Source organism: Hungatella sp. L36 (assembly GCF_014288035.1).
Map to the genome: position 1 here is coordinate 39,424 of NZ_JACOPC010000006.1, position 19,342 is coordinate 58,765.

Here is a 19,342-nt window from a genome sequence, read left to right on the forward strand (position 1 = left end):
ATCCTCCTCTTCTGCCATTCATGCTCATTTTATATGATAATGCAGATCATTCCTCCGTTGCTGTCGTTGATAATCTTCTGAAGCGTATCCTGAAGCTTTAACTGACAGTCCTCTGTAAGCTGGGAGACTTTTGCGGAGATTCCGTCCTCCACGATCTGTTCGATGGACTTTCCAAAAATATTGGTGTTCCAGATGCCTTCCTCGCTCTCTCTGGCATTTTCCTTGATGTAGGCGATCAGATCCTCCGCCTGCTGTTCGCTGCCGACAATCGGGGCGATCTCCGTCTGGATATGGGCCTTGATCAAATTGATGGAAGGCGCCTCCGCCCGCATCTTAACGCCGTATTTGTTGCCGTGCTTGATCACTTCCGGCTCATCCAGGATAATTTCCGAGCGTTCCGGCGTCACGACGCCATACCCTTTTAAGCGCACCTGGCTCATGGCCTGGTTCACCTTTTCGTACTCCGCCCGCATCTTTGCAAGATCGCTTAAGGTCTGCATCAGCTGGTATTCGCCTTCAATGGGGATTCCCACGTAGTCGCTTAAGATCTGGTAATAATAGCTGTCATCCACGTCCATGCCCATGGAAACGCTTCCGTCCGCCATATTCATATTCTGTACCTTTACGGCCCGGATACTCTCGGCCGCACCGTCAAACAGATCCGACGTGATATCCTTCATGTGGGTAACCTTTTTCACCATGTCCTTGGCGGCCTGAATAATCTGGGATTTCAGCCAGTGGCTTGCAGGCAGGATCTCCAGCCATTTGGGGATATAGAAATCCATCTCCGTAACCGGGAATTCCTTCAGCACGCGTTCCAGGATATGATAGACGTCATCCTTTTTCAGCTGTTCACAGTTCACCGGCATAACGGTCACGCCGTATTTCTCCCTCATATCCTTGGCCAGGGCCGTGGTCTCATCGGAATACGGCCTTACGGAGTTTAAAAGGACGATAAACGGTTTTCCAAGCTCCTTTAATTCGGTAATGGTCCGCTCTTCTGCGGCTATGTAGTTGGGGCGTTTCAGTTCCCCGATGGTGCCATCCGTCGTGATCACGACACCGATGGTGGAATGGTCGTTGATGACCTTTCTCGTTCCGATCTCCGCGGCCTTCGTAAAGGGAATCTCGTATTCAAACCACGGAGTCTTTACCAGGCGCTCCTCATCGTTTTCGATGTGTCCGGCAGCTCCCTCGACCATAAATCCAACGCAGTCGATAAGCCGCACCTTTGCCTCAATCTCATCGCCCAGCCGGATCTCAGCCGCTTCCTTCGGTATGAATTTGGGTTCCGTCGTCATGATCGTCTTCCCGGCCGCACTCTGCGGAAGTTCATCTCTCGTCTGTGTTTTCTGATGCTCATCCACCATTTCCGGCAGCACCATCAGTTCCATAAACCGTTTAATAAAGGTGGATTTTCCCGTCCGCACCGGTCCTACAACGCCTATATAAATCTCTCCATTGGTCCGGGCTTTAATATCACTGTATACATCAAAATTGTCCATAAAGATACCCCCTTCTGTGCTGTTATAATATATGCGGGGGATCACTTAATATTCCAGCAAGTCTTTTTAAGATTTTTTGATGTTTCGTTCTTCCCTCCATGAGGAAAGCCCCAGGTTCTTTCGTCCCTGGGGCTTACTTCTCATGAATCAGCGAAGCGTTTCCGGCTTTTCTTTATCGCTTAAGAAATCATAGTTTGAATTCCGGTAATAATACCAGACAAACAGAAAGCTGAGCAGGGTCATTATGGTGGTCAGTATGCCTCCCTCGATCCCAAAGGCTCCTCCATTCAGAAGATTGCTTTCCATATACTGTGTTGTGATGATGCCGGGGGTCTGGAGGCCGCTGACAGGCATTCCGTAGACCAGCCCCTCAAAGACATTCCAGGTAATGTGATATCCGATACACATCCATATGGAACCCGACCTAAAAAACATATAGGAAAAGAGTATCCCGGCAAGCACGATATTTGAAAAGGAAAAAAACGTTACTCCCGGATTACTCAGATGAATCAGTCCAAAAATCACGGAGGGGACGAACATAATAACAGGTACATTGCGGCACCTCCGAAGAACAGCCATTAAAAATCCTCGGTTCAGCGCTTCCTCCGCGATCCCCACCAAAACAAAAGTGACCAGCCACCAGAAGGTCAGCCCCGAGACCGTAATTCCGTCTGATACGATACGGCCCTTTCCTATTGTAAGAACCAAAAGAAAGATGACAGAGCAGTTTACAATTCCCAGCAGCATACCTGCAGCTCCGTCTTTTCTCCTCTGCTTACAGTGTAAGGAATCCAGTCCCATCTCCCGGACCGAATGCTTCATCACCAGGTGCCATATGACGATCGGTACTGCCAGCATAAGAACCTCTGTAAATATCTGAAACGCAACAGGCAGTGAGACGTCATTGAACCAGTCCACCAGGCTGGAAACCTCTCCGGTTGCCGGATTGATATCGCCTGTGGCAATCAAAATCTTTCTCAGTACCTCTATGATCACAATGTTGGAGACAAAAGACAGAAGATAGTAAGCCGCCATTGCGATCAGGATAATCCACCCGGACCGGACCTGTCCGAATCTGTTTTTTACCAGTCTGTTGTCCCATAATCGGCTCAATAGCCGCTCCTTCATCCTATTCACTTAAATATGCCTTCTTCACGGAATCATCATTCATCAGTTCCTTCGCATCGCCGCTTAAAACGATGTCACCCGTCTCTAAAACGTAGGCCCTGTTAGCGATGGAGAGCGCCTTCTTCGCGTTCTGCTCCACCAATAGCACCGTGGTTCCGGACTTGTTGATCTCCTGAATAATGTCGAAAATCTCGTTTACATAGATCGGAGACAGACCCATGGACGGTTCATCCATGACGATCAGCTTCGGGTGAGACATCAGCGCGCGCCCCATGGCCAGCATCTGCTGTTCACCGCCGCTTAAGGTACCGGACGGCTGGTTCTTACGCTCCAGCAGTCTCGGAAAGCGCTTGTAGATCATCTGCAGCGTCTCTTCGATCTCCGTCTTGTCTTTTCTCGTATAAGCGCCCAGCTTCAGATTCTCGAACACGGTCAGATCCGCGAATACGCGTCTGCCCTCGGGAACGTGAGCCATTCCCATGCCGACGATTTTGTCCCCGCGGACCTTCGTTATATCGCGTCCGTCAAAGCCGATCGAGCCGCCTGCCGCTTTCAAAAGACCAGTGATCGTGTGCAGCGTCGTCGTCTTTCCCGCGCCGTTGGCTCCGATCAAGGCCACGATCTCCCCTTCATTTACTTCAAAGGATATACCTTTTAACGCCTTGATGACGCCGTAATATACTTCCAGATTTTTAACTTCCAGTATTGCCATGCCTGTCTCCTCCTATTCTCCGAGATATGCCTTGATGACCTCCGGGTCATTTAACACATCCGCCGTATTGCCCTGGGCGAGCACCTGACCAAAATTTAACACCGTCAGCTTCTCGCAGATACCGGAGACAAGCTTCATATCGTGTTCGATCAGAAGGATGGTCATGTCAAAATTATCGCGGACAAACCGGATGGTATCCATCAGTTCCTTCGTCTCGTTAGGGTTCATGCCGGCCGCCGGCTCGTCGAGAAGCAGAAGCTTCGGGTTCGTCGCCAGCGCACGGGCTATCTCCAGCTTCCGCTGTTTGCCGTAGGGCAGATTGGAAGCCAGGTAATCCTTTTCCTTATCCAGATCAAACACCTTCAGCAGCTCCACCGCTTTCTCATCCATGGTCTTCTCCACCTTAAAATACTTGGGAAGGCGCAGAATTCCGGCTACAGTTGAGTAGGAGTACTGGTTGTGAAGGCCTGCTTTTACGTTGTCGAGAACGGTCAGTTCCTTAAACAGACGGATATTCTGGAAGGTTCTGGCCACACCCGCGCGGTTGATCTCCATGGTCTTCTTTCCCGTGATGTTCATGCCGTCCAGCTGGATCGTTCCCATATTGGGCTTATACACACCGGTCAGCAAGTTGAATATCGTCGTCTTACCGGCGCCGTTGGGGCCGATCAGGCCATAGAGCTGGCCTTTCTCGATGGTTATGCTGAAATCATCCACGGCGCGCAGTCCGCCGAAAGAGATGCCGAGGTTTTTAATTTCAAGTAATGCCATGCTTATGAAACCTCCTTATCTGCCGTGTTTTTATGGAAATACCGTCTCAGGGAATGACGTTTTCTGAAATCGATGAATTTCGGACTCCAGTTGAAAATCATCATGACGATCAGGACGATGGCGTAGATCAGCATACGGTACGTATTGAGTCCGCGGAGCAGCTCCGGAAGCAGCGTCAGGATCACCGCCGCAATCATGGAACCGCGTATATTGCCGATTCCGCCCAGCACAACGAATACAAGAATCATGATGGACTGGTTGTATCCGAAGTTCTTCTGTGTCGCCGTCAGTGCCGATAAGTTGTGGGAATAAAGGACTCCCGCAACACCGGCCAGAGAAGCCGATATCGTAAACGCCATCAGCTTGTACTTCGTGATGTTGATTCCGATGGATTCCGCCGCAATCCGGTTGTCGCGCACCGACATGATGGCGCGGCCCGATCTGGAATGAATCAGATTCAGGACGATAAACAGCGTGATCAGGATCAGGATAATTCCCACCGTAAACGTGGCGTTCTTCGGCGTTCCGTTGATACCCTGGGCGCCGTTCATGATAATCTGGCCGTCTTCCGCCATATTAAGCGCCATGGCGTTCTTGATGGAGACATGGATGCCATTCGCATCCTTTCCCAGATAGATGACATTGACCACATTCTTGATAATCTCACCGAATGCCAGCGTAACAATGGCCAGATAGTCGCCTCTCAGCCTTAATACCGGGATTCCCACGATGATGCCGGCTACAGCCGCGGCCGCAGCGCCCACCAGAATCGCCAGTGTAAAGCGGACTCCCACACTGGGAATCGCATCCAGCATACAGATGGAAAACAGAGAACTGGAAAATGCGCCCACGCACATGAAACCGGCGTGTCCCAGGCTCAGCTCCCCCAGTATGCCTACCGTCAGGTTTAAAGAAATCGCCATAATCGTATAGATACAGAGCGGCACCAGAAGGCCCTTCATCAGGCTGCTTAAGTGCCCCCCATTTATCAGGATCTCTACAATAATATAGGCTGCTATCACAATCCCATAGGTCACTAAATTATTTCTTGTTGTTTTATTTATCTGCAGACTCTTCGTCTTTCCACTTTTTCCCATGGCCCCCACCTACACTTTCTCGTTAATCTTCTTGCCCAGAATACCGGTAGGCTTTACAAGAAGTACAATGATCAGGACTGCGAAAACGATGGCGTCGGAAAGCTGGGACGAGATATATGCCTTGCTCAGGTTCTCGATCACGCCCAGAAGCAGGCCGCCGATAAAAGCGCCCGGAATGGAGCCGATTCCGCCGAATACGGCGGCGACGAAGGCCTTGATTCCCGGCATGGAACCGGTGTAAGGCGTCAGGGTCGGATATGCGGAACAGAGTAAGGTACCCGCGATGGCGGCTAATGCGGAACCGATGGCAAACGTCAGCGCGATCGTTCCGTCCACGTTGATTCCCATCAGCTGAGCGGCCCCTTTATCTTCGGAGACAGCCAGCATGGCCTGTCCCGCCCTCGTCTTCTTGATAAACGTGGTCAGTACAATCATAATAACGATACAGGAGACGATGGTTACCAGCGTTTCTCCTGAGATCGTCAGTCTTCCGCCGGCAAGCTTCAAAGCCGGAATCGTTACAACGGATGTAAAGGATTTCGGATTGGAGCCAAAAACGAGCAGCGCGATGTTCTGAAGTAAGTAGCTGACACCGATTGCCGTAATTAAGACAGCCAGAGGTGAAGCCATGCGGAGAGGTCTGTATGCGACCTTTTCAATGGTTACGCCGAGAACCGTACATATAATGACAGCAAGAAGAATGCCAACAGCCGGTGGAAGCCCCATCGTGCTGACAACGGTGAATACCACGTATCCTCCGATCATGATGACATCGCCGTGAGCGAAATTCAGCATCTTGGCGATACCATATACCATGGTGTATCCCAGAGCAATTATTGCATACACACTGCCCAGGCTTAAACCATTAATAAAATAGGATATGAAACTCATCATATCATCGCACCTCATTCGTTGTTTATTCCCGCGAGCAGCGAACCAAACGGATACGCTGCCGCGTCCATTTGACGGCTGCCGCAGGGGTCAAAAACCCCGCTGCCGCGGGTATTGGATTTGAAAAGAAGAGGGTCGTCCTCTGGACGACCCTCCATTGGGTCATATACCAAGCAGTATTTACTTGATAAACTTACATTGCATTGTATACGCCGTCTACGATCTTTACAGCCTTCGGAGCCTTCTCCGGCTCGCCGTCAGCAGTCCACTTCATGCCTAAGCCGGTTAATCCGTCAACAGAAACCTCTGTCATGGCTGTCTTTAACTTGTCACAGATTGTGGAAGCGTCCATATCCGGAGTAATGCCCGCTTTTTCTCCGGCAGCCTTGATCGCATATACTGCATCATAGGCATCGGCAGCAAACTGGTTCGGTATGTCGCCGTATTTCTCTTTATATGTAGTAACGAAATTCTTTGTCAAGTCATCCTGTGCATCGGCAGCGAATGGTGTCAGCAGCATAATGCCCTCTGCCAGGGAGGTATCGAAGTTCTCCACGGTTAAAAGACCATCCAGGCCGTCACAGCCGAAGAAATCCGGTTCGTATCCCATCTGCTTTGCCTGCACCAGAATTAAGGATGCCTGCTGATAGTAGATCGGAAGGAATACCAGTTCTGCGCTGGCGTCCTGTGCCTTCTGAATCTGTACGGAGAAGTTCGTATTGTTGTCAGCGGTAAACGCTTCATCGGCTACCACTTCAAAGCCCTGGTTAGCAGCTTCTGCGATGAACTTGTCATGAATACCGGATGAATAAACATCGGAGCTGTCATAGATAATTGCCACTTTGGTAGCCAGCTTGTTCTCGCCGATATACTGGGCCGAAGCAGCACCCTGGTTCGGATCGGAGAAGCAGATACGGAACTGGTTGTCAAACTTTGCACAGTCCACAGCAGAACCTGACGGTGTCAGCTGGAACAGGTTGTCATTGCTGGACTCTGCGCCTACAGCGATACACGGTGCGGAAGTAACCGTACCGACTAACATCTGCATACCCCAGTCCTTTAATGTGTTGTAAGCGTTGACCGCTTTTTCTGTGTCGCTCTCGTCATCCTGGAAATTGTACTCGATCTGTGCTCCGCCGATACCGCCGGCCGCGTTGATCTCATTGATTGCCAGTTCAGCGCCGTTCATAACGGCCTGTCCGTAAATAGCAGTTCCTCCGGTAATCGGTCCGATTCCGCCAATCTTAAAGGAACCTCCTGCAGTCTGGTCAGCTGCTCCGGCATCCGCTGCAGCTGTCGTTTCCGCTGTGGCTGCCGTTGTCGCGCCATTGTCACTCTTGCCGCCGCATGCCGTTAAGGATGCAGCCATAACAGCAGCCAGGCCAAGGCTTACCAGCTTCTTTGTTGTTTTTTTCATAATTCATTCCTCCTCTTGAATTTTGAAATTCATATATACAGTTCCTATGACTATATATACATAGTCTCTATAATAAGATGGCTTTTTTAAAATGTCAACTAATTTCCATATATTCTTTCAAAATTCAATCATCCATCCATATTTTACCATGGAAGGTCGGAGCTCTCGATGGTTTTGTCCCGCAGCATCAGGCCTTTTACTGCCTCGGAGGCTGGTTTATCATCGAATAATATTGCATTAACCTGTTCCACGATCGGCATATCGATCTCATATTTTTCTGAAAGCTTCAGCGCCGCCTTCGCGGAGTAGACGCCTTCCACCACCATCTTTACTTCCTTCATGGCCTCTTCCATGGTATACCCTTTACCAATCAGGATTCCGGCGCGGCGGTTCCGGCTGTGCATGCTGGCGCAGGTAACGATCAGATCACCGATTCCCGACAGTCCGCAAAAGGTCTGGAACTTACCGCCCATAGCGGTTCCCAGCCTGGCAATCTCGGCAATTCCCCTCGTGATCAGCGCGGCCTTCGTGTTGTCTCCGTATCCCAGTCCATCCGCAATACCGGCGGCCAGGGCGATGACATTCTTAAGCGATCCGCCCAGTTCGATTCCCTGCATATCCGGGCTGGTGTAGACGCGGAACGCCTCACTCATGAAGACGGACTGGACGTACTCCGCAGTCTTTTTGCTGTGGGCGCCTGCGACGCAGGTGGTGGGAAGCCCCTTGCTCACCTCTTCCGCGTGGCTGGGTCCCGACAGAACCGCGACATCCGCCATGGGAAGCTCCTCCTCCAGAATCTCGGAAAGCGTTTTAAGCGTCGATTCCTCAATTCCCTTTGCCACATTTACAATAATCTGTCCTTCTCTGCAGTAAGGCTTCATCTTCTGTGCCGTGGAGCGGACATAGACGGAAGGAACGGCGGTAACCAGCACGTCCTTATCCTTCATGACCTCCTCCAGGCTTTCCGTAAACATCATCCCATCCGGAAGAACCAGATCCGGCAGAGTGTGATGGCGCCCAGTCGTCTTCATCTCCGTAATTTCCTCCGGCAGCGCCGACCATACGGATACGTGATGACCGTTGTTATACAGGAGAACAGCCAAAGCGATTCCCCAGCTTCCTGAACCGACAATCCCAATCTTTGCCATGATACTTCACCTCGTTTTTATTTTTTACCAAAACTTATTTTGTTTTCATTTCCATGAACCAGTCTTACAATATTGGCCCTGTGGCGCCAGAATGCCTGGGCGCTGATCACAGCCGCAACTATGTAAAACTCAGGGAGATATCCCGCCTGTACAGAAAAGCTGCCGTTGCTTCCCATAACAATCATCCACACGAGAAAAATCGTGGCTACCACCAGCGATCCCAGTGAGACGAACCTCGTCACAGCCACAATCAGGACAAAGGCCAGGAGAGTCACTACCATCAGCCGTAAGTCCAGGGCTACGATGAGACCGGCGGTGGCCGCGATTCCCTTTCCGCCCTTAAAATTCAGATAGAACGGATAGTTGTGTCCCAGAATGACGCCAAGACCGGTATAGAGTACCAGCAGACAGGCGATCTCCGGCCGGTCCCTAAAAAGGATCCGGACAAGAATACAGGGGATAAACGCCTTCAAAAAGTCTCCGAAGAAGACAACCGCTCCCGCTTTCTTTCCCAGCACGCGAAGCGCATTGGTCGTCCCTGAGTTGCCGCTTCCGTAATTACGGATGTCAATCTTATTCAGTCTGCCGTAAATATAGCCGGTCTGAAGCAGGCCAAATAAATAGCCCGCTGCCAGACAAATGATTCTTTCCATACCCTACTGTTCCTTTCCGCTGCGCTCTCTGGCAATAAACTTGAGAGAGGTTCCCTTGAACCCGAAGGCTTCCCTGATCTTATTCTCGATATACCGCGTGTAGGAGAAATGCATCAGATTCTTGTCATTGACGAAGATGACGAACGTCGGCGGCTTCACCGCTACCTGTGTAATATAGTAGAGTCTCAGGCGTTTTCCCTTATCCGACGGCGGCTGCTGTAAGGCTACCGCTTCCGTCATGATCTCGTTTAACACACCCGTGGCGACGCGAAGCGTCTGGTTCTGTCTCACCATGTCAATCAGCTCAAACAGGCGGTTCGTCCTCTGTCCCGTCTTCGCCGAGATGAACACGTATTCCGCATACGGCATGAAGGCCAGCGTATCCTTAATCTTATTGGTGTATTCGTAAATAGTCTTATCATTCTTTTCGATGGCATCCCATTTATTCACGGCAACGATGATTCCCTTTCCGCGCTCATGGGCGATGCCGGCGATCTTGGCATCCTGTTCTGTCACACCCTCTGTGGCGTCAATCACCACCACCACCACATCTGCGCGTTCTACCGCGGTTACTGTACGGATGATGCTGTAGCGTTCCAGTTCTTCCTTAATCCTGCTCTTCCGGCGAAGTCCGGCCGTGTCGATAAAGACGTACTCCGTCCCGTTATACACGATCTCCGTATCCACCGCATCCCTCGTGGTTCCAGCGATATCGGATACGATCACGCGGTTTTCTCCCACCAGCTGGTTGATAATGGAGGATTTGCCGACGTTGGGCTTACCGACGATGGCAATTCTCGGTCTGTCATCCTCCTCTTCCTCTTCTGTGCTCTCGCCAAAGTATTTGACCACCTCATCGAGCAGCTCGCCCAGGCCGAGTCTGGAAGCGGCCGAAACCGGAACCGGATCGCCGATGCCGAGATTATAAAACTCGTATACATCGTTGCCGAACTTTTCGAAGCTGTCCACCTTATTGACAGCCAGAACGACCGGCTTCTTGGACTTGCGCAGCATGTCGGCAACCTTGGAATCCGCGTCCACCAGGCCCTGGCGCACATCCACGATGAAGACGATGACGTCCGCAGTCGCGATGGCGATCTCCGCCTGTTCTCTCATCTGGGACAGGATGATGTCGCTGCTGTCCGGCTCGATTCCGCCCGTATCAATCAGGGTGAAATTCTTATCCAGCCACGTACAGTCGGCATAGATTCTGTCTCTTGTGACACCGGGAGTATCCTTAACAATGGATATCGTATCTCCGGCTAATACATTAAACAACGTAGACTTCCCGACGTTGGGACGGCCTACGATGGCAACAACTGGTTTACTCATATGAAATCTCCTTTAACTCATATCCTTCATAGGAAGGGCTTCCCTCTTCCACAGGATGAAGTACGGCCTGTACAAAATCCTGACCGCTTGATTTTACAATATCTACCTTTACTTGTAAAGCTTTTTGTAATTCGCCGCGGGTAATATCGTCCAGAAACACCTCTTCGCCGCTGCGGAACATGCACTCCGGAAGCAGCAGTCTCGACCCCAGACGCTTATCCTTAAGCTGGCCGATCAGGTCCTGCCCGGTGACCAGTCCGGCCACTGTGATCTGCTCCCCGAAGAAGTAATTCCTGATCGGATACACGTGAATCGTGCAGTTCGGGTATTTCCTGCGGACGGAATTCACGTGGCGCTCAATAAACGGGGCCGCCAGCTGTCCGGTGGCGATGGAAATCTCCTCCTCCAAGCCGTCTCCCTGCAGTTCCTGAAGCGCGGACTCAACCTCCTCTTCCAGGAGCCTCAGCATCCCGACGCCATTCTCCAGCTGAATGTATCCGTCATACCGTTCTTCCTCCGGCAGCGGACGTCCCGCCAGAATGTAAAACTCGTCGCTGGCGTGAATAAAATGGGTTCCGTGTTCCTCATAGAGCTTCTTCTGCCACCGCTCGATTAAGTCGATGGTTTTAGCAGCATCTTCCCTTTCGATGGGCTTTAGCGGGTAGAGTCCGTCGCGGAACTTGGAAAGTCCGACGGGAACCACGGAAACGCTCTCCATATAAGGCAGATATTTCGATAAGTCTCTTATGGTCCGTTCCAGCTCCTCCCCGTCATTTAAGCCCTTGCATAAAACGATCTGGCCGTTCATGGGGACTCCGGCTTCGTAAAGCTCATCGATCCGCTTTAATGCCTGTCCGGCAAAGCGGTTGTGAAGCATCTCACAGCGAAGCTCGGGATTGGTCGTCTGCACCGAGATGTTGATGGGAGCCAGCTTGAACTTAATGATGCGCTCCACATCGTAATCGCTTAAGTTGGTCAGCGTCACGTAATTTCCCTGCAAGAAGGACAGCCTGGTATCGTCGTCCTTAAAATACAGCGTCTCACGCATCCCCGGCGGCATCTGGTCGATGAAGCAGAACACGCATTTATTCCGGCAGGAGCGGTACTCACTCATCAGGCCGTTCTCAAAGGTGATTCCCAGGTCCTCATATCCGTTTTCTATCTCCAGCTCCCACTCCTCGCCGTCGGCCTTTCTGACCTCCATGACGATGGCTTCGCTGTTAATATAATATTCATAATCGAAAATGTCTTCCAGCTCATGGCCGTCTATCGACAACACGCAGTCGCCAGGCTCCAGTTCCAGCGCCTCCGCGATGGACCCGGGATCCACAGCCCCTATTTTATGTCCTTTTCTGCTCATATTTTCTGTTGTTTCCCTTCTGTTTTATCTTCTCTATCATAACAATATTATCAATCTTTGTAAAGAAAGCCTTTTTTGTTTTTTTCCATGAAATGTAAGAATTGCTATTGACGCATTGTGTCGAAGAATGGTATAAATGGATGTAAGATTAGAACTGGGCAGTCTTACGGGACTGCCTGTTATTAATTTATGGAGGATTTCATTATCATGGCAAATGATTATGTATTTAATGACCAGCTGCCGGTTGCACCGCTAAAGATCGCGGCACTGGAGAGCTGCCGGGTACTGGCAGGAAAAGTCAACGACCATATCGTAGATTTCCGTCGAAACGATATCGAGGAATTAAAGCGGCGCGAGGCCGATCTCCACTACCGTGGATACGATGTCGATTCTTATCTTCTTAGCTGCGACTGTCCCCGTTTCGGAAGCGGTGAAGCCAAAGGCATCATCAAAGAGTCCGTCAGAGGTACCGATATTTTTGCAATGGTGGACATCACTAATTACAGCATATCCTATACCGTCAATGGTTATACCAATCATATGTCTCCGGACGACCATTTCCAGGATTTAAAGCGAATTATAGGCGCCTGCTCGGCTACGGCACACCGTGTCAATGTCATCATGCCGTTTCTCTATGAGAGCCGCCAGCACAAGAGAAGCAAGCGTGAATCCCTCGACTGCGCCATGGCGCTGGAAGAGCTGACCGCCATGGGTGTCAGCAACATCATCACCTTTGACGCTCATGATCCGCGTGTGCAGAATGCGATACCGCTTCACGGATTCGATAATTTTATGCCGACCTACCAGTTTGTAAAGGCATTTTTACGCCATTATCCGAATCTGCCCATCGACAAGGATCATCTCATGGTCATCAGCCCGGACGAGGGTGCCATGGACCGCGCCGTCTATCTGGCCAACAACTTAAGCGTGGACATGGGTATGTTCTATAAGAGAAGGGACTACTCCAGAGTCGTAGGCGGACGCAATCCCATCGTAGCTCATGAGTTCCTGGGCGCTTCCGTGGAAGGCAAGACCGTTCTCATCGTGGATGACATGATCTCCTCCGGCGAGAGCATGCTGGACACTGCCAAGGAGTTAAAGGAACGCAAAGCGGAAAAGGTTATCGTCTGCTGTACCTTCGGACTCTTTACAAACGGCCTGGACAAGTTCGACGAATACTATGCAAAGGAATACATCGATCTGGTCGTGACGACCAACTTAAGCTACCGCCCGAAGGAGCTGCTGAGCCGCGAATGGTATGTGGAGGCCGATATCAGCAAGTATATCGCCGCCATCATCAATTCCTTGAACCACGACGTATCGATCAGCACTGCGCTTTCCCCTACGGAAAAGATTCAGAATCTGCTCAAAAAACGCCACAGCGACGGATACGATTACTATCAGACGATCCTGTAGCTGCAGTCTCCCGAAAGGCTGCTCAGGCGGCATATGCAAGAACCCCTCAGACGGTATCACGACCGTTTCGGAGGGGTTCTTTTATTTCAAAGAAGAGTCCAGGCTGTGAAATAAAAATCCTCCGGCGCGAGAGTCCGGCTTGCCAAACTCCTTCTTCTGTTTCGGCAAATGCTCCTTACGATTCTTTTATAGAAAGAAATGCCGCTAAATTTCCTCTCTCATTTCCCATCGTCCTGTGGGAAAATAAGTAGTCCGGATTGCAGTGGGTACAGATATCGGTAATCTGGATATTATCCGCCTTTACTCCCGCTTCCAGAAGGACAATCTCATTGGCACGCCAGAGGTTCAGCAGAAGCTTTCCGTTTGGCTTCTCCCGAAGCAGTTCCGGCCAGTATTCTTCCGAAAATGCCCGGCGAAATTCTGCAGCCACTTCCTCTCCCACTTCGTAGCAGTCCTGACAGATACTGGGGCCGATGCAGGCGATAATGTCCTCCGGCTTCGAGCCGTACTCCCGGCCCATGGCTTCCATCGTCACCTGGCCCATACGGGCCACCGTTCCTCTCCAGCCGGAGTGGCTTAAGCCTATGGCCCGATGGACCGGATCGAGAAAGTAAAGCGGCACACAGTCCGCGTAAAACGTCACCAGCGTCATACCCGGCACATCCGTGATCAGGCCGTCGATGTCCTGATAGTCCCGTTCCCTGGTGATCCCCTTGCCCGCATCGTCTTCCGTCACCCTGCGGATGTTGGTCGTGTGAGTCTGCCAGGACAGTACCATTCTCTCCTCATCCACGCCGATCGCCTTCGCCATCCTGCGGTAATTCTCCCGCACATGGTCCGGATCGTCCCCCTTTAAAAATGCGAAATTCATGGTAGCATACACGCCGGTGCTCACGCCTCCCATGCGGGTGGAAAACCCGTGGCGCACGATGCCGGTCTTCTCCAGCATCGGAAAAGACAGATAGGGAACGCCATCCGCCATCCGGCATTCAAGCACCGGCAGTTCCTGTTTTCGCTTCCATATATTGTTCATAAAATAAAACCTCCTGTATAGTCAGAGCGGCTATTCACAGCCAGTATCCTGCGAGGCGTCAAAATGCGTCACGGATCAGCGTGATCCGGTCTCCGAGGATGGCGACCACATCAAAGCGGCACGGCATGGCCTCGCTGACCCGGTTTTTGTATAAATAGTATTCCGCTGCGCGGCGGATGTGCTGCTGTTTTCTGTAGTCCACCGCCTCCGCGGGGCTGCCCTGTCTCTCATCCCGCCGGTATTTCACCTCGACGAAGACCAGGTACTCCCCGTCCCGCGCGATGATGTCGATCTCCCCGCGCCGGCCCGAAAAATTCCGGACAACGATTTTATAGCCCTGTTCTATCAAATAGGCAGCCGCCATCTCTTCATAGCCGCTGCCAATCTCACGCTTATTCATTCAGTTCCCCATCAGTCCACGAAATTCCTGATAAAACTCCTCCGGTGAATAGCACACGGACCGATCTCCTTAAGCGCCGCGATGTGCGCCGCCGTTCCGTAGCCTTTATGCTTTGCAAAGCCGTACTCCGGGAACAGCTTGTCGTACTCTGCCATCATATGGTCCCTCGTAACCTTTGCCATGATGCTGCCCGCCGCGATGGAAACGCTCTTCGCATCGCCCTTGATGATCGGGACCTGCGGGATATCCAGTCCCGGAATCGTCACCGCGTCGTTTAAAAGCACCTGCGGGACAGAGGTAAGCTGGCTGACTGCCAGCCGCATGGCCTCATACGTGGCCTGAAGAATATTGATCTCATCGATCCGCTCCGGTCCGACCACTCCGACGGCAAAGCTCACCGCCTTCTCCTGGATCTCCAGAAACAGTTCCTCGCGCCGCTTCTCCGACAGCTTCTTCGAATCATTCAAAAACAGGATCTCACAGTCCCGCGGAAGGATCACCGCGCCGGCCACAACCGGCCCTGCAAGAGGTCCTCTGCCGGCCTCATCGATTCCACAGACGAGGACACTATCCTCATACTGCCTTTCGTAGCTTTTCATAAGCTCTAAGCGTTCCCGCTCAGCAGCCAGTTTTTCTTCGCTTAACTTTCTCATCGTAGGTTCACTCCGCTTTCGTAATCTCTGAAGGTAATTGTCAGCAGTTCAGACGACTCATCTTCCCGCCGTCTGAACTGTTACGGCAATTCCGGAGGCAGCTCCAGAGTGATCTTCCCCAGCTTTCCACTTCGGAAATCATCGATCAGAAGACGGGAAGCCTTTGCAAGATCCAGCTCTCCGCCTTTTGAAAGGCACGCTCTGGCCTTTGCGATCTGGTTTAGAATTCCCACTGCATCGGAAGCATCCGTCTGGTATTTGTCTTCCAGCACGTTTGGATACTTCTTCTGAAGGAAGCGGATCAGCTCCAGCGCCAGTTCATCTTTATTTAAAATCTCGTCGTTAATCGACCCGATCAGCGCAAGGCGGATTCCCACCACCTGATCCTCAAACTTAGGCCATAAAATTCCAGGGGTATCGAGAAGCTCCAGGCTCTTATTAAGCCGGATCCACTGATTGCCCTTCGTCACGCCCGGCTTGTTTCCGGTCTTCGCGCATGCCTTGCCGGCAAAGGAATTGATAAACGTGGACTTGCCCACGTTGGGGATTCCCACCACCATGGCACGAACCGGACGGTTTAAGATTCCCCGTCTCCGGTCGCGCTCGATCTTTTCCTTACACGCTTCCTGCACGACTCCGTTAATCGCCTTTAGACCGGCTCCGCTCTTGGAGTTCACCTTTACCACGAAGTACCCCTTCTCCTGGAAGTAAGCGGCCCACTTAAGGTTACAGCGCTCATCGGCAAGGTCGGACTTGTTAAGCAGGATCAGCCGCGCCTTTCCCGCTCCAAGATCATCAATATCCGGGTTCCGGCTGGAAAGCGGAACTCTGGCGTCTACCAGCTCTATAATTAAATCGATTAATTTGATATCTTCCTTCATGGCCCTTTTGGCCTTGGTCATATGACCCGGATACCACTGTATATTCATCATCTACCTCTATTTCGAACGAATCAGCTCCAGATTCGCCAATGGTGCAATCCGGATCCAGACTCTTCCCTGAATCTGCTTTCCGCTCACGTTGCCCACATTGGAAAAACGGCTGTCTTCGCTGCTGTCTCTGTTATCGCCTAAAAGGAAATACTCGTCTTCCCCCAGCTTTACCGGGTTCTCCGCGATACCTGCCAGCGAAATGCTGCCAGCTCCTTCCGGCTGTTCAATTAACTCATCATCGATATAAATCTGACCGCCCTTAATCTGCACGGTCTCACCGGGCAGACCGATCACGCGCTTTACGTTCATCTTCTGGTCTTCCCGTTCAAACACCACCACGTCAAAACGGTCCGGCTTCCCGAAATCGTAAGACAGACGGTCCATCAGTACTACATCCTCCGACTGCAGAAGCGGAGTCATGGAATGTCCTGCAATCGGAATCTGGGTCCCATATGCATAAACAATAAACCATGCAAACGCGATCACAACGGTAATGTCTACAATCCAGTTAACCACATGGCGGATCCGGTTGTTCTCTTCACTGTTATAAAACTCCACTCTTTATGCACATCCCATCTATTAAGAAAGGGACAATTTTCATTGTCCCCCTCACATCTTCCAGAATCCTGATTTGCCCATTAGTCCGCAGTGCACCTCGATTCCGCTGCCGCTCCATCTCGGTCACGGGCTTCGCCCTATAAAAAAGGACAAAACCAAATCTGCTTATGTGCAAGCACAACACAAATTTGGTTTTATCCTTTTTTGCACTGCTCATTGCTTACGCACAAATTATTTCACTAACTCTTTAACCTTAGCAGCTTTACCTACTCTGTCTCTTAAGTAATTCAGTTTCGCTCTTCTTACTTTACCTCTTCTGATCACTTCGATGTTATCTACAGAAGGAGAATGTAATGGCCATGTCTTCTCAACGCCGATGCCGTTGGAGTTCTTTCTTACTGTGAAAGTCTCTCTTGCGCCGCCGTTCTGTCTCTTAATAACAGTTCCCTCGAAAATCTGGATTCTTTCGCGGGTTCCCTCTTTGATCTTGTTGTATACCTTAACGGTATCGCCAACGTGGAACTCCGGTACTGTCTGCTTTAACTGTGCTGCTTCAATATTCTTGATAATGTCGTTCATCGTGTGAACCTCCTTGATTATATTTGATGTTCTTAATACTTCATACTGACGTAATCCGTAACAGAGGACCATCTCCTTGCGTCACAACGTCTAATATTTTATCATAAAGAATTGTCGATTGCAAGTCCCTTTTTGCAATTTTCTTCCTGAATATCCTGATTTTCCGGCTTCTTCGCCAGACTCTCCAGATATTCCTGTTCCTTTTTCGACAGCACCGCATCCTTTAACAGATCAGGCCGCCTCTCATACGTCCGTTTGATGGACTGTTCCCTCCGCCAGGTGTCGATATTCTTATGGTGGCCGGAAAGCAGAACCTCCGGTACCCGCAGGCCTTTATACTCTTCCGGCCTGGTGTACTGCGGATATTCCAGAAGATTGTCGTGAAAGGACTCGAACTCCGCTGAGACATCGTTATTCAGCACGCCGGGAACGAGGCGGGAAATGCAGTCGATCATAACCATGGCCGGCAGCTCTCCGCCGGTCAGAACGTAGTCACCGATGGACAGGTAATCCGTGGCCACCAGCTCCAGGGCGCGCTCATCCACGCCCTCGTAATGGCCGCACAGAAATACCAGTTCCTCCTCGGCTGCCAGCTCTTCTGCGATCTTCTGGCTGAAGACAGTGCCCTGCGGGGTCAGATAAATCACCCGGGGCTTCTTTCCGATTCTGTCACACAGGTCGTCATAGGCATCACAGATGGGCATCGGCTGCATCACCATGCCCGCGCCGCCGCCGTACGGATAATCGTCCACATGCCGGTGCTTGTCCGTCGAGTATTCCCTGATATCTATGGCTTCAATCGAAATCAGGCCATTCTCCGCGGCTCTGCCGATGATGCTGGTGTGAAGGCCGTCTAACACCATGTCGGGAAATAAAGTCAGTATATGGAAGTTCATGTTTTCCTCCTTATAAGTCCAGAAGTCCGTCCATAATATGGACCGTAATCACTCCCGCCTCTAAATCCACGTTCCGGATGCACTCCCGGATGGCGGGCAAAAGGACTTCCTTCCCTTCCGCCGTCTTCACCTCGTACACATCGTTAGCGCCAGTCTTAATGACATCCGTCAGGGTGCCGAACGGTTCCCCGTCCTCAGTCACCACCTTTAAACCGATCAGGTCAACAATAAAATTCTCATCCGGCCCCAGCTTCACCGCCTGGTCTCTCGTGACAAGAATGTCTTTTCCCTTGTACTTCTCTATATCTTCAATTGTGTCATATCCCTTAAACTTCAGTATAACCATATTTTTAAAGAATTTAACACCCTCAATTTCCAGTTTCAGCTGTTCTTTTCCCGTATCCAGAATCACTTGCTTCAGCTTTTTAAAACGTGCCGCGTCATCTGTCGTTGGGAAAACCTTGACCTCCCCTTTGACACCGTGTGTAGAGGAAATAACGCCAACTCTCAGTACCTGTTCCATCATTTTTCTCCCTTGCAAATAACACTTTGCCATGATATAGAAAAGACCGTCTTCCTGACAGGCCGGCGGTCTTCGTTTACGTATTGGCTACTGAATTTCTACAATAACCTTCTTGTCTTCTTTGGAAGCTGCTGCTTTTACTACAGAACGGATAGCCTTAGCGATCCTGCCCTGCTTGCCGATGACTTTACCCATATCGGAAGGCGCTACCGTAAGTTCAAGGACGATTTCGTCGTCTTTCACAGACTCGGTAACAGCAACCTCGTCTGGATTATCAACCAGTGCTTTCGCAATTACTTCTACTAATTCTTTCATATGCTTCACCACTTTCCCCCAAA

The 19,342-nt window shown here is 50.9% G+C and carries 21 protein-coding genes; 1 reads left to right on the top strand and 20 read right to left on the bottom strand.

The genetic code is table 11. The features are described 5' to 3' along the window. Window positions 1-29 precede the first annotated feature (29 nt). The 11 genes from spoIVA to H8S80_RS15820 all read right to left on the bottom strand — a co-directional run bounded on the left by spoIVA (window position 30) and on the right by H8S80_RS15820 (window position 12,014). Window positions 30-1,505, bottom strand: a complete 1,476-nt coding sequence (gene spoIVA / locus H8S80_RS15770) for a stage IV sporulation protein A (protein ID WP_002603984.1) — start codon at window positions 1,503-1,505, stop codon at window positions 30-32. Window positions 1,506-1,652: 147 nt separating this feature from the next. Further along, window positions 1,653-2,633 (bottom strand): CPBP family intramembrane glutamic endopeptidase, encoded by a 981-nt coding sequence (locus H8S80_RS15775; protein ID WP_181988043.1) that lies wholly within the window; start codon window positions 2,631-2,633, stop codon window positions 1,653-1,655. Between the two features lies 1 nt (window position 2,634). Continuing rightward, window positions 2,635-3,345, bottom strand: a complete 711-nt coding sequence (locus tag H8S80_RS15780; protein ID WP_002603982.1) for an ABC transporter ATP-binding protein — start codon at window positions 3,343-3,345, stop codon at window positions 2,635-2,637. A gap of 12 nt (window positions 3,346-3,357) precedes the next feature. Next, the gene (locus H8S80_RS15785; protein ID WP_117633323.1) at window positions 3,358-4,116 is read right to left on the bottom strand and encodes an ABC transporter ATP-binding protein; all 759 of its coding nucleotides are present in this window, start codon (window positions 4,114-4,116) and stop codon (window positions 3,358-3,360) included. Window positions 4,117-4,118: 2 nt separating this feature from the next. Beyond that, complete coding sequence (locus H8S80_RS15790) at window positions 4,119-5,213, bottom strand: branched-chain amino acid ABC transporter permease (protein ID WP_002603980.1); 1,095 nt, start codon at window positions 5,211-5,213, stop codon at window positions 4,119-4,121. A gap of 9 nt (window positions 5,214-5,222) precedes the next feature. After that, the gene (locus H8S80_RS15795; protein WP_025529313.1) at window positions 5,223-6,104 is read right to left on the bottom strand and encodes a branched-chain amino acid ABC transporter permease; all 882 of its coding nucleotides are present in this window, start codon (window positions 6,102-6,104) and stop codon (window positions 5,223-5,225) included. 193 nt (window positions 6,105-6,297) lie between these two features. Continuing rightward, window positions 6,298-7,521 (bottom strand): ABC transporter substrate-binding protein, encoded by a 1,224-nt coding sequence (locus H8S80_RS15800; protein ID WP_025529312.1) that lies wholly within the window; start codon window positions 7,519-7,521, stop codon window positions 6,298-6,300. Between the two features lie 143 nt (window positions 7,522-7,664). Continuing rightward, entirely contained in the window at window positions 7,665-8,669 is a 1,005-nt protein-coding gene (locus H8S80_RS15805; RefSeq protein WP_002603977.1) for an NAD(P)H-dependent glycerol-3-phosphate dehydrogenase, read from the bottom strand. A 17-nt stretch (window positions 8,670-8,686) separates the two neighbouring features. Beyond that, entirely contained in the window at window positions 8,687-9,322 is a 636-nt protein-coding gene (gene plsY / locus H8S80_RS15810; RefSeq protein ID WP_002603976.1) for a glycerol-3-phosphate 1-O-acyltransferase PlsY, read from the bottom strand. Window positions 9,323-9,325: 3 nt separating this feature from the next. Then, complete coding sequence (der, locus tag H8S80_RS15815; RefSeq protein ID WP_002603975.1) at window positions 9,326-10,654, bottom strand: ribosome biogenesis GTPase Der; 1,329 nt, start codon at window positions 10,652-10,654, stop codon at window positions 9,326-9,328. Beyond that, on the bottom strand, window positions 10,647-12,014 hold the full coding sequence (locus H8S80_RS15820; RefSeq protein WP_002603974.1) for a DUF512 domain-containing protein: 1,368 nt from the start codon (window positions 12,012-12,014) through the stop codon (window positions 10,647-10,649). Before H8S80_RS15820 ends, der begins: the two co-directional genes overlap by 8 nt. Before the next feature lie 207 nt (window positions 12,015-12,221). On the opposite strand from H8S80_RS15820, the gene H8S80_RS15825 reads away from it, so the two are divergent. Further along, entirely contained in the window at window positions 12,222-13,430 is a 1,209-nt protein-coding gene (locus H8S80_RS15825; RefSeq protein WP_117633322.1) for a ribose-phosphate pyrophosphokinase, read from the top strand. Between the two features lie 175 nt (window positions 13,431-13,605). Here H8S80_RS15825 and pgeF read toward each other — a convergent pair whose 3' ends face one another. The 9 genes from pgeF to H8S80_RS15870 form a co-directional block, all read right to left on the bottom strand. Continuing rightward, window positions 13,606-14,463 carry a peptidoglycan editing factor PgeF gene (gene pgeF, locus H8S80_RS15830; RefSeq protein ID WP_002603972.1) on the bottom strand — a complete coding sequence of 286 codons (858 nt, stop codon included), beginning with the start codon at window positions 14,461-14,463 and terminating at the stop codon, window positions 13,606-13,608. Window positions 14,464-14,521: 58 nt separating this feature from the next. After that, the gene (locus H8S80_RS15835; RefSeq protein ID WP_117633321.1) at window positions 14,522-14,863 is read right to left on the bottom strand and encodes a YraN family protein; all 342 of its coding nucleotides are present in this window, start codon (window positions 14,861-14,863) and stop codon (window positions 14,522-14,524) included. Window positions 14,864-14,874: 11 nt separating this feature from the next. Beyond that, entirely contained in the window at window positions 14,875-15,516 is a 642-nt protein-coding gene (rnhB, locus tag H8S80_RS15840) for a ribonuclease HII (protein ID WP_002603970.1), read from the bottom strand. An 80-nt stretch (window positions 15,517-15,596) separates the two neighbouring features. Beyond that, window positions 15,597-16,445, bottom strand: coding sequence for a ribosome biogenesis GTPase YlqF (ylqF, locus tag H8S80_RS15845; RefSeq protein WP_117633320.1), 849 nt, complete (start codon window positions 16,443-16,445; stop codon window positions 15,597-15,599). A gap of 9 nt (window positions 16,446-16,454) precedes the next feature. After that, the gene (gene lepB, locus H8S80_RS15850) at window positions 16,455-17,006 is read right to left on the bottom strand and encodes a signal peptidase I (protein WP_002603968.1); all 552 of its coding nucleotides are present in this window, start codon (window positions 17,004-17,006) and stop codon (window positions 16,455-16,457) included. Window positions 17,007-17,237: 231 nt separating this feature from the next. Further along, entirely contained in the window at window positions 17,238-17,585 is a 348-nt protein-coding gene (gene rplS, locus H8S80_RS15855; RefSeq protein ID WP_002603967.1) for a 50S ribosomal protein L19, read from the bottom strand. Between the two features lie 101 nt (window positions 17,586-17,686). Continuing rightward, entirely contained in the window at window positions 17,687-18,481 is a 795-nt protein-coding gene (gene trmD / locus H8S80_RS15860) for a tRNA (guanosine(37)-N1)-methyltransferase TrmD (protein WP_002603966.1), read from the bottom strand. A gap of 10 nt (window positions 18,482-18,491) precedes the next feature. Then, a complete protein-coding gene (gene rimM, locus H8S80_RS15865) occupies window positions 18,492-19,004 on the bottom strand; it encodes a ribosome maturation factor RimM (RefSeq protein ID WP_002603965.1) in 513 nt (170 codons plus the stop codon). Window positions 19,005-19,091: 87 nt separating this feature from the next. After that, the gene (locus tag H8S80_RS15870; RefSeq protein WP_002603964.1) at window positions 19,092-19,319 is read right to left on the bottom strand and encodes a KH domain-containing protein; all 228 of its coding nucleotides are present in this window, start codon (window positions 19,317-19,319) and stop codon (window positions 19,092-19,094) included. Window positions 19,320-19,342: the final 23 nt, after the last annotated feature.

Excerpts from the sequence above, each read along its gene's own strand:
- spoIVA (WP_002603984.1), bottom strand. The coding sequence starts at position 1,505 with ATGGACAATTTTGATGTATACAGTGATATTAAAGCCCGGACCAATGGA.
- H8S80_RS15775 (WP_181988043.1), bottom strand. The coding sequence starts at position 2,633 with ATGAAGGAGCGGCTATTGAGCCGATTATGGGACAACAGACTGGTAAAA.
- H8S80_RS15780 (WP_002603982.1), bottom strand. The coding sequence starts at position 3,345 with ATGGCAATACTGGAAGTTAAAAATCTGGAAGTATATTACGGCGTCATC.
- H8S80_RS15785 (WP_117633323.1), bottom strand. The coding sequence starts at position 4,116 with ATGGCATTACTTGAAATTAAAAACCTCGGCATCTCTTTCGGCGGACTG.
- H8S80_RS15790 (WP_002603980.1), bottom strand. The coding sequence starts at position 5,213 with ATGGGAAAAAGTGGAAAGACGAAGAGTCTGCAGATAAATAAAACAACA.
- H8S80_RS15795 (WP_025529313.1), bottom strand. The coding sequence starts at position 6,104 with ATGAGTTTCATATCCTATTTTATTAATGGTTTAAGCCTGGGCAGTGTG.
- H8S80_RS15800 (WP_025529312.1), bottom strand. The coding sequence starts at position 7,521 with ATGAAAAAAACAACAAAGAAGCTGGTAAGCCTTGGCCTGGCTGCTGTT.
- H8S80_RS15805 (WP_002603977.1), bottom strand. The coding sequence starts at position 8,669 with ATGGCAAAGATTGGGATTGTCGGTTCAGGAAGCTGGGGAATCGCTTTG.
- plsY (WP_002603976.1), bottom strand. The coding sequence starts at position 9,322 with ATGGAAAGAATCATTTGTCTGGCAGCGGGCTATTTATTTGGCCTGCTT.
- der (WP_002603975.1), bottom strand. The coding sequence starts at position 10,654 with ATGAGTAAACCAGTTGTTGCCATCGTAGGCCGTCCCAACGTCGGGAAG.
- H8S80_RS15820 (WP_002603974.1), bottom strand. The coding sequence starts at position 12,014 with ATGAGCAGAAAAGGACATAAAATAGGGGCTGTGGATCCCGGGTCCATC.
- H8S80_RS15825 (WP_117633322.1), top strand. The coding sequence starts at position 12,222 with ATGGCAAATGATTATGTATTTAATGACCAGCTGCCGGTTGCACCGCTA.
- pgeF (WP_002603972.1), bottom strand. The coding sequence starts at position 14,463 with ATGAACAATATATGGAAGCGAAAACAGGAACTGCCGGTGCTTGAATGC.
- H8S80_RS15835 (WP_117633321.1), bottom strand. The coding sequence starts at position 14,863 with ATGAATAAGCGTGAGATTGGCAGCGGCTATGAAGAGATGGCGGCTGCC.
- rnhB (WP_002603970.1), bottom strand. The coding sequence starts at position 15,516 with ATGAGAAAGTTAAGCGAAGAAAAACTGGCTGCTGAGCGGGAACGCTTA.
- ylqF (WP_117633320.1), bottom strand. The coding sequence starts at position 16,445 with ATGAATATACAGTGGTATCCGGGTCATATGACCAAGGCCAAAAGGGCC.
- rplS (WP_002603967.1), bottom strand. The coding sequence starts at position 17,585 with ATGAACGACATTATCAAGAATATTGAAGCAGCACAGTTAAAGCAGACA.
- trmD (WP_002603966.1), bottom strand. The coding sequence starts at position 18,481 with ATGAACTTCCATATACTGACTTTATTTCCCGACATGGTGTTAGACGGC.
- rimM (WP_002603965.1), bottom strand. The coding sequence starts at position 19,004 with ATGGAACAGGTACTGAGAGTTGGCGTTATTTCCTCTACACACGGTGTC.
- H8S80_RS15870 (WP_002603964.1), bottom strand. The coding sequence starts at position 19,319 with ATGAAAGAATTAGTAGAAGTAATTGCGAAAGCACTGGTTGATAATCCA.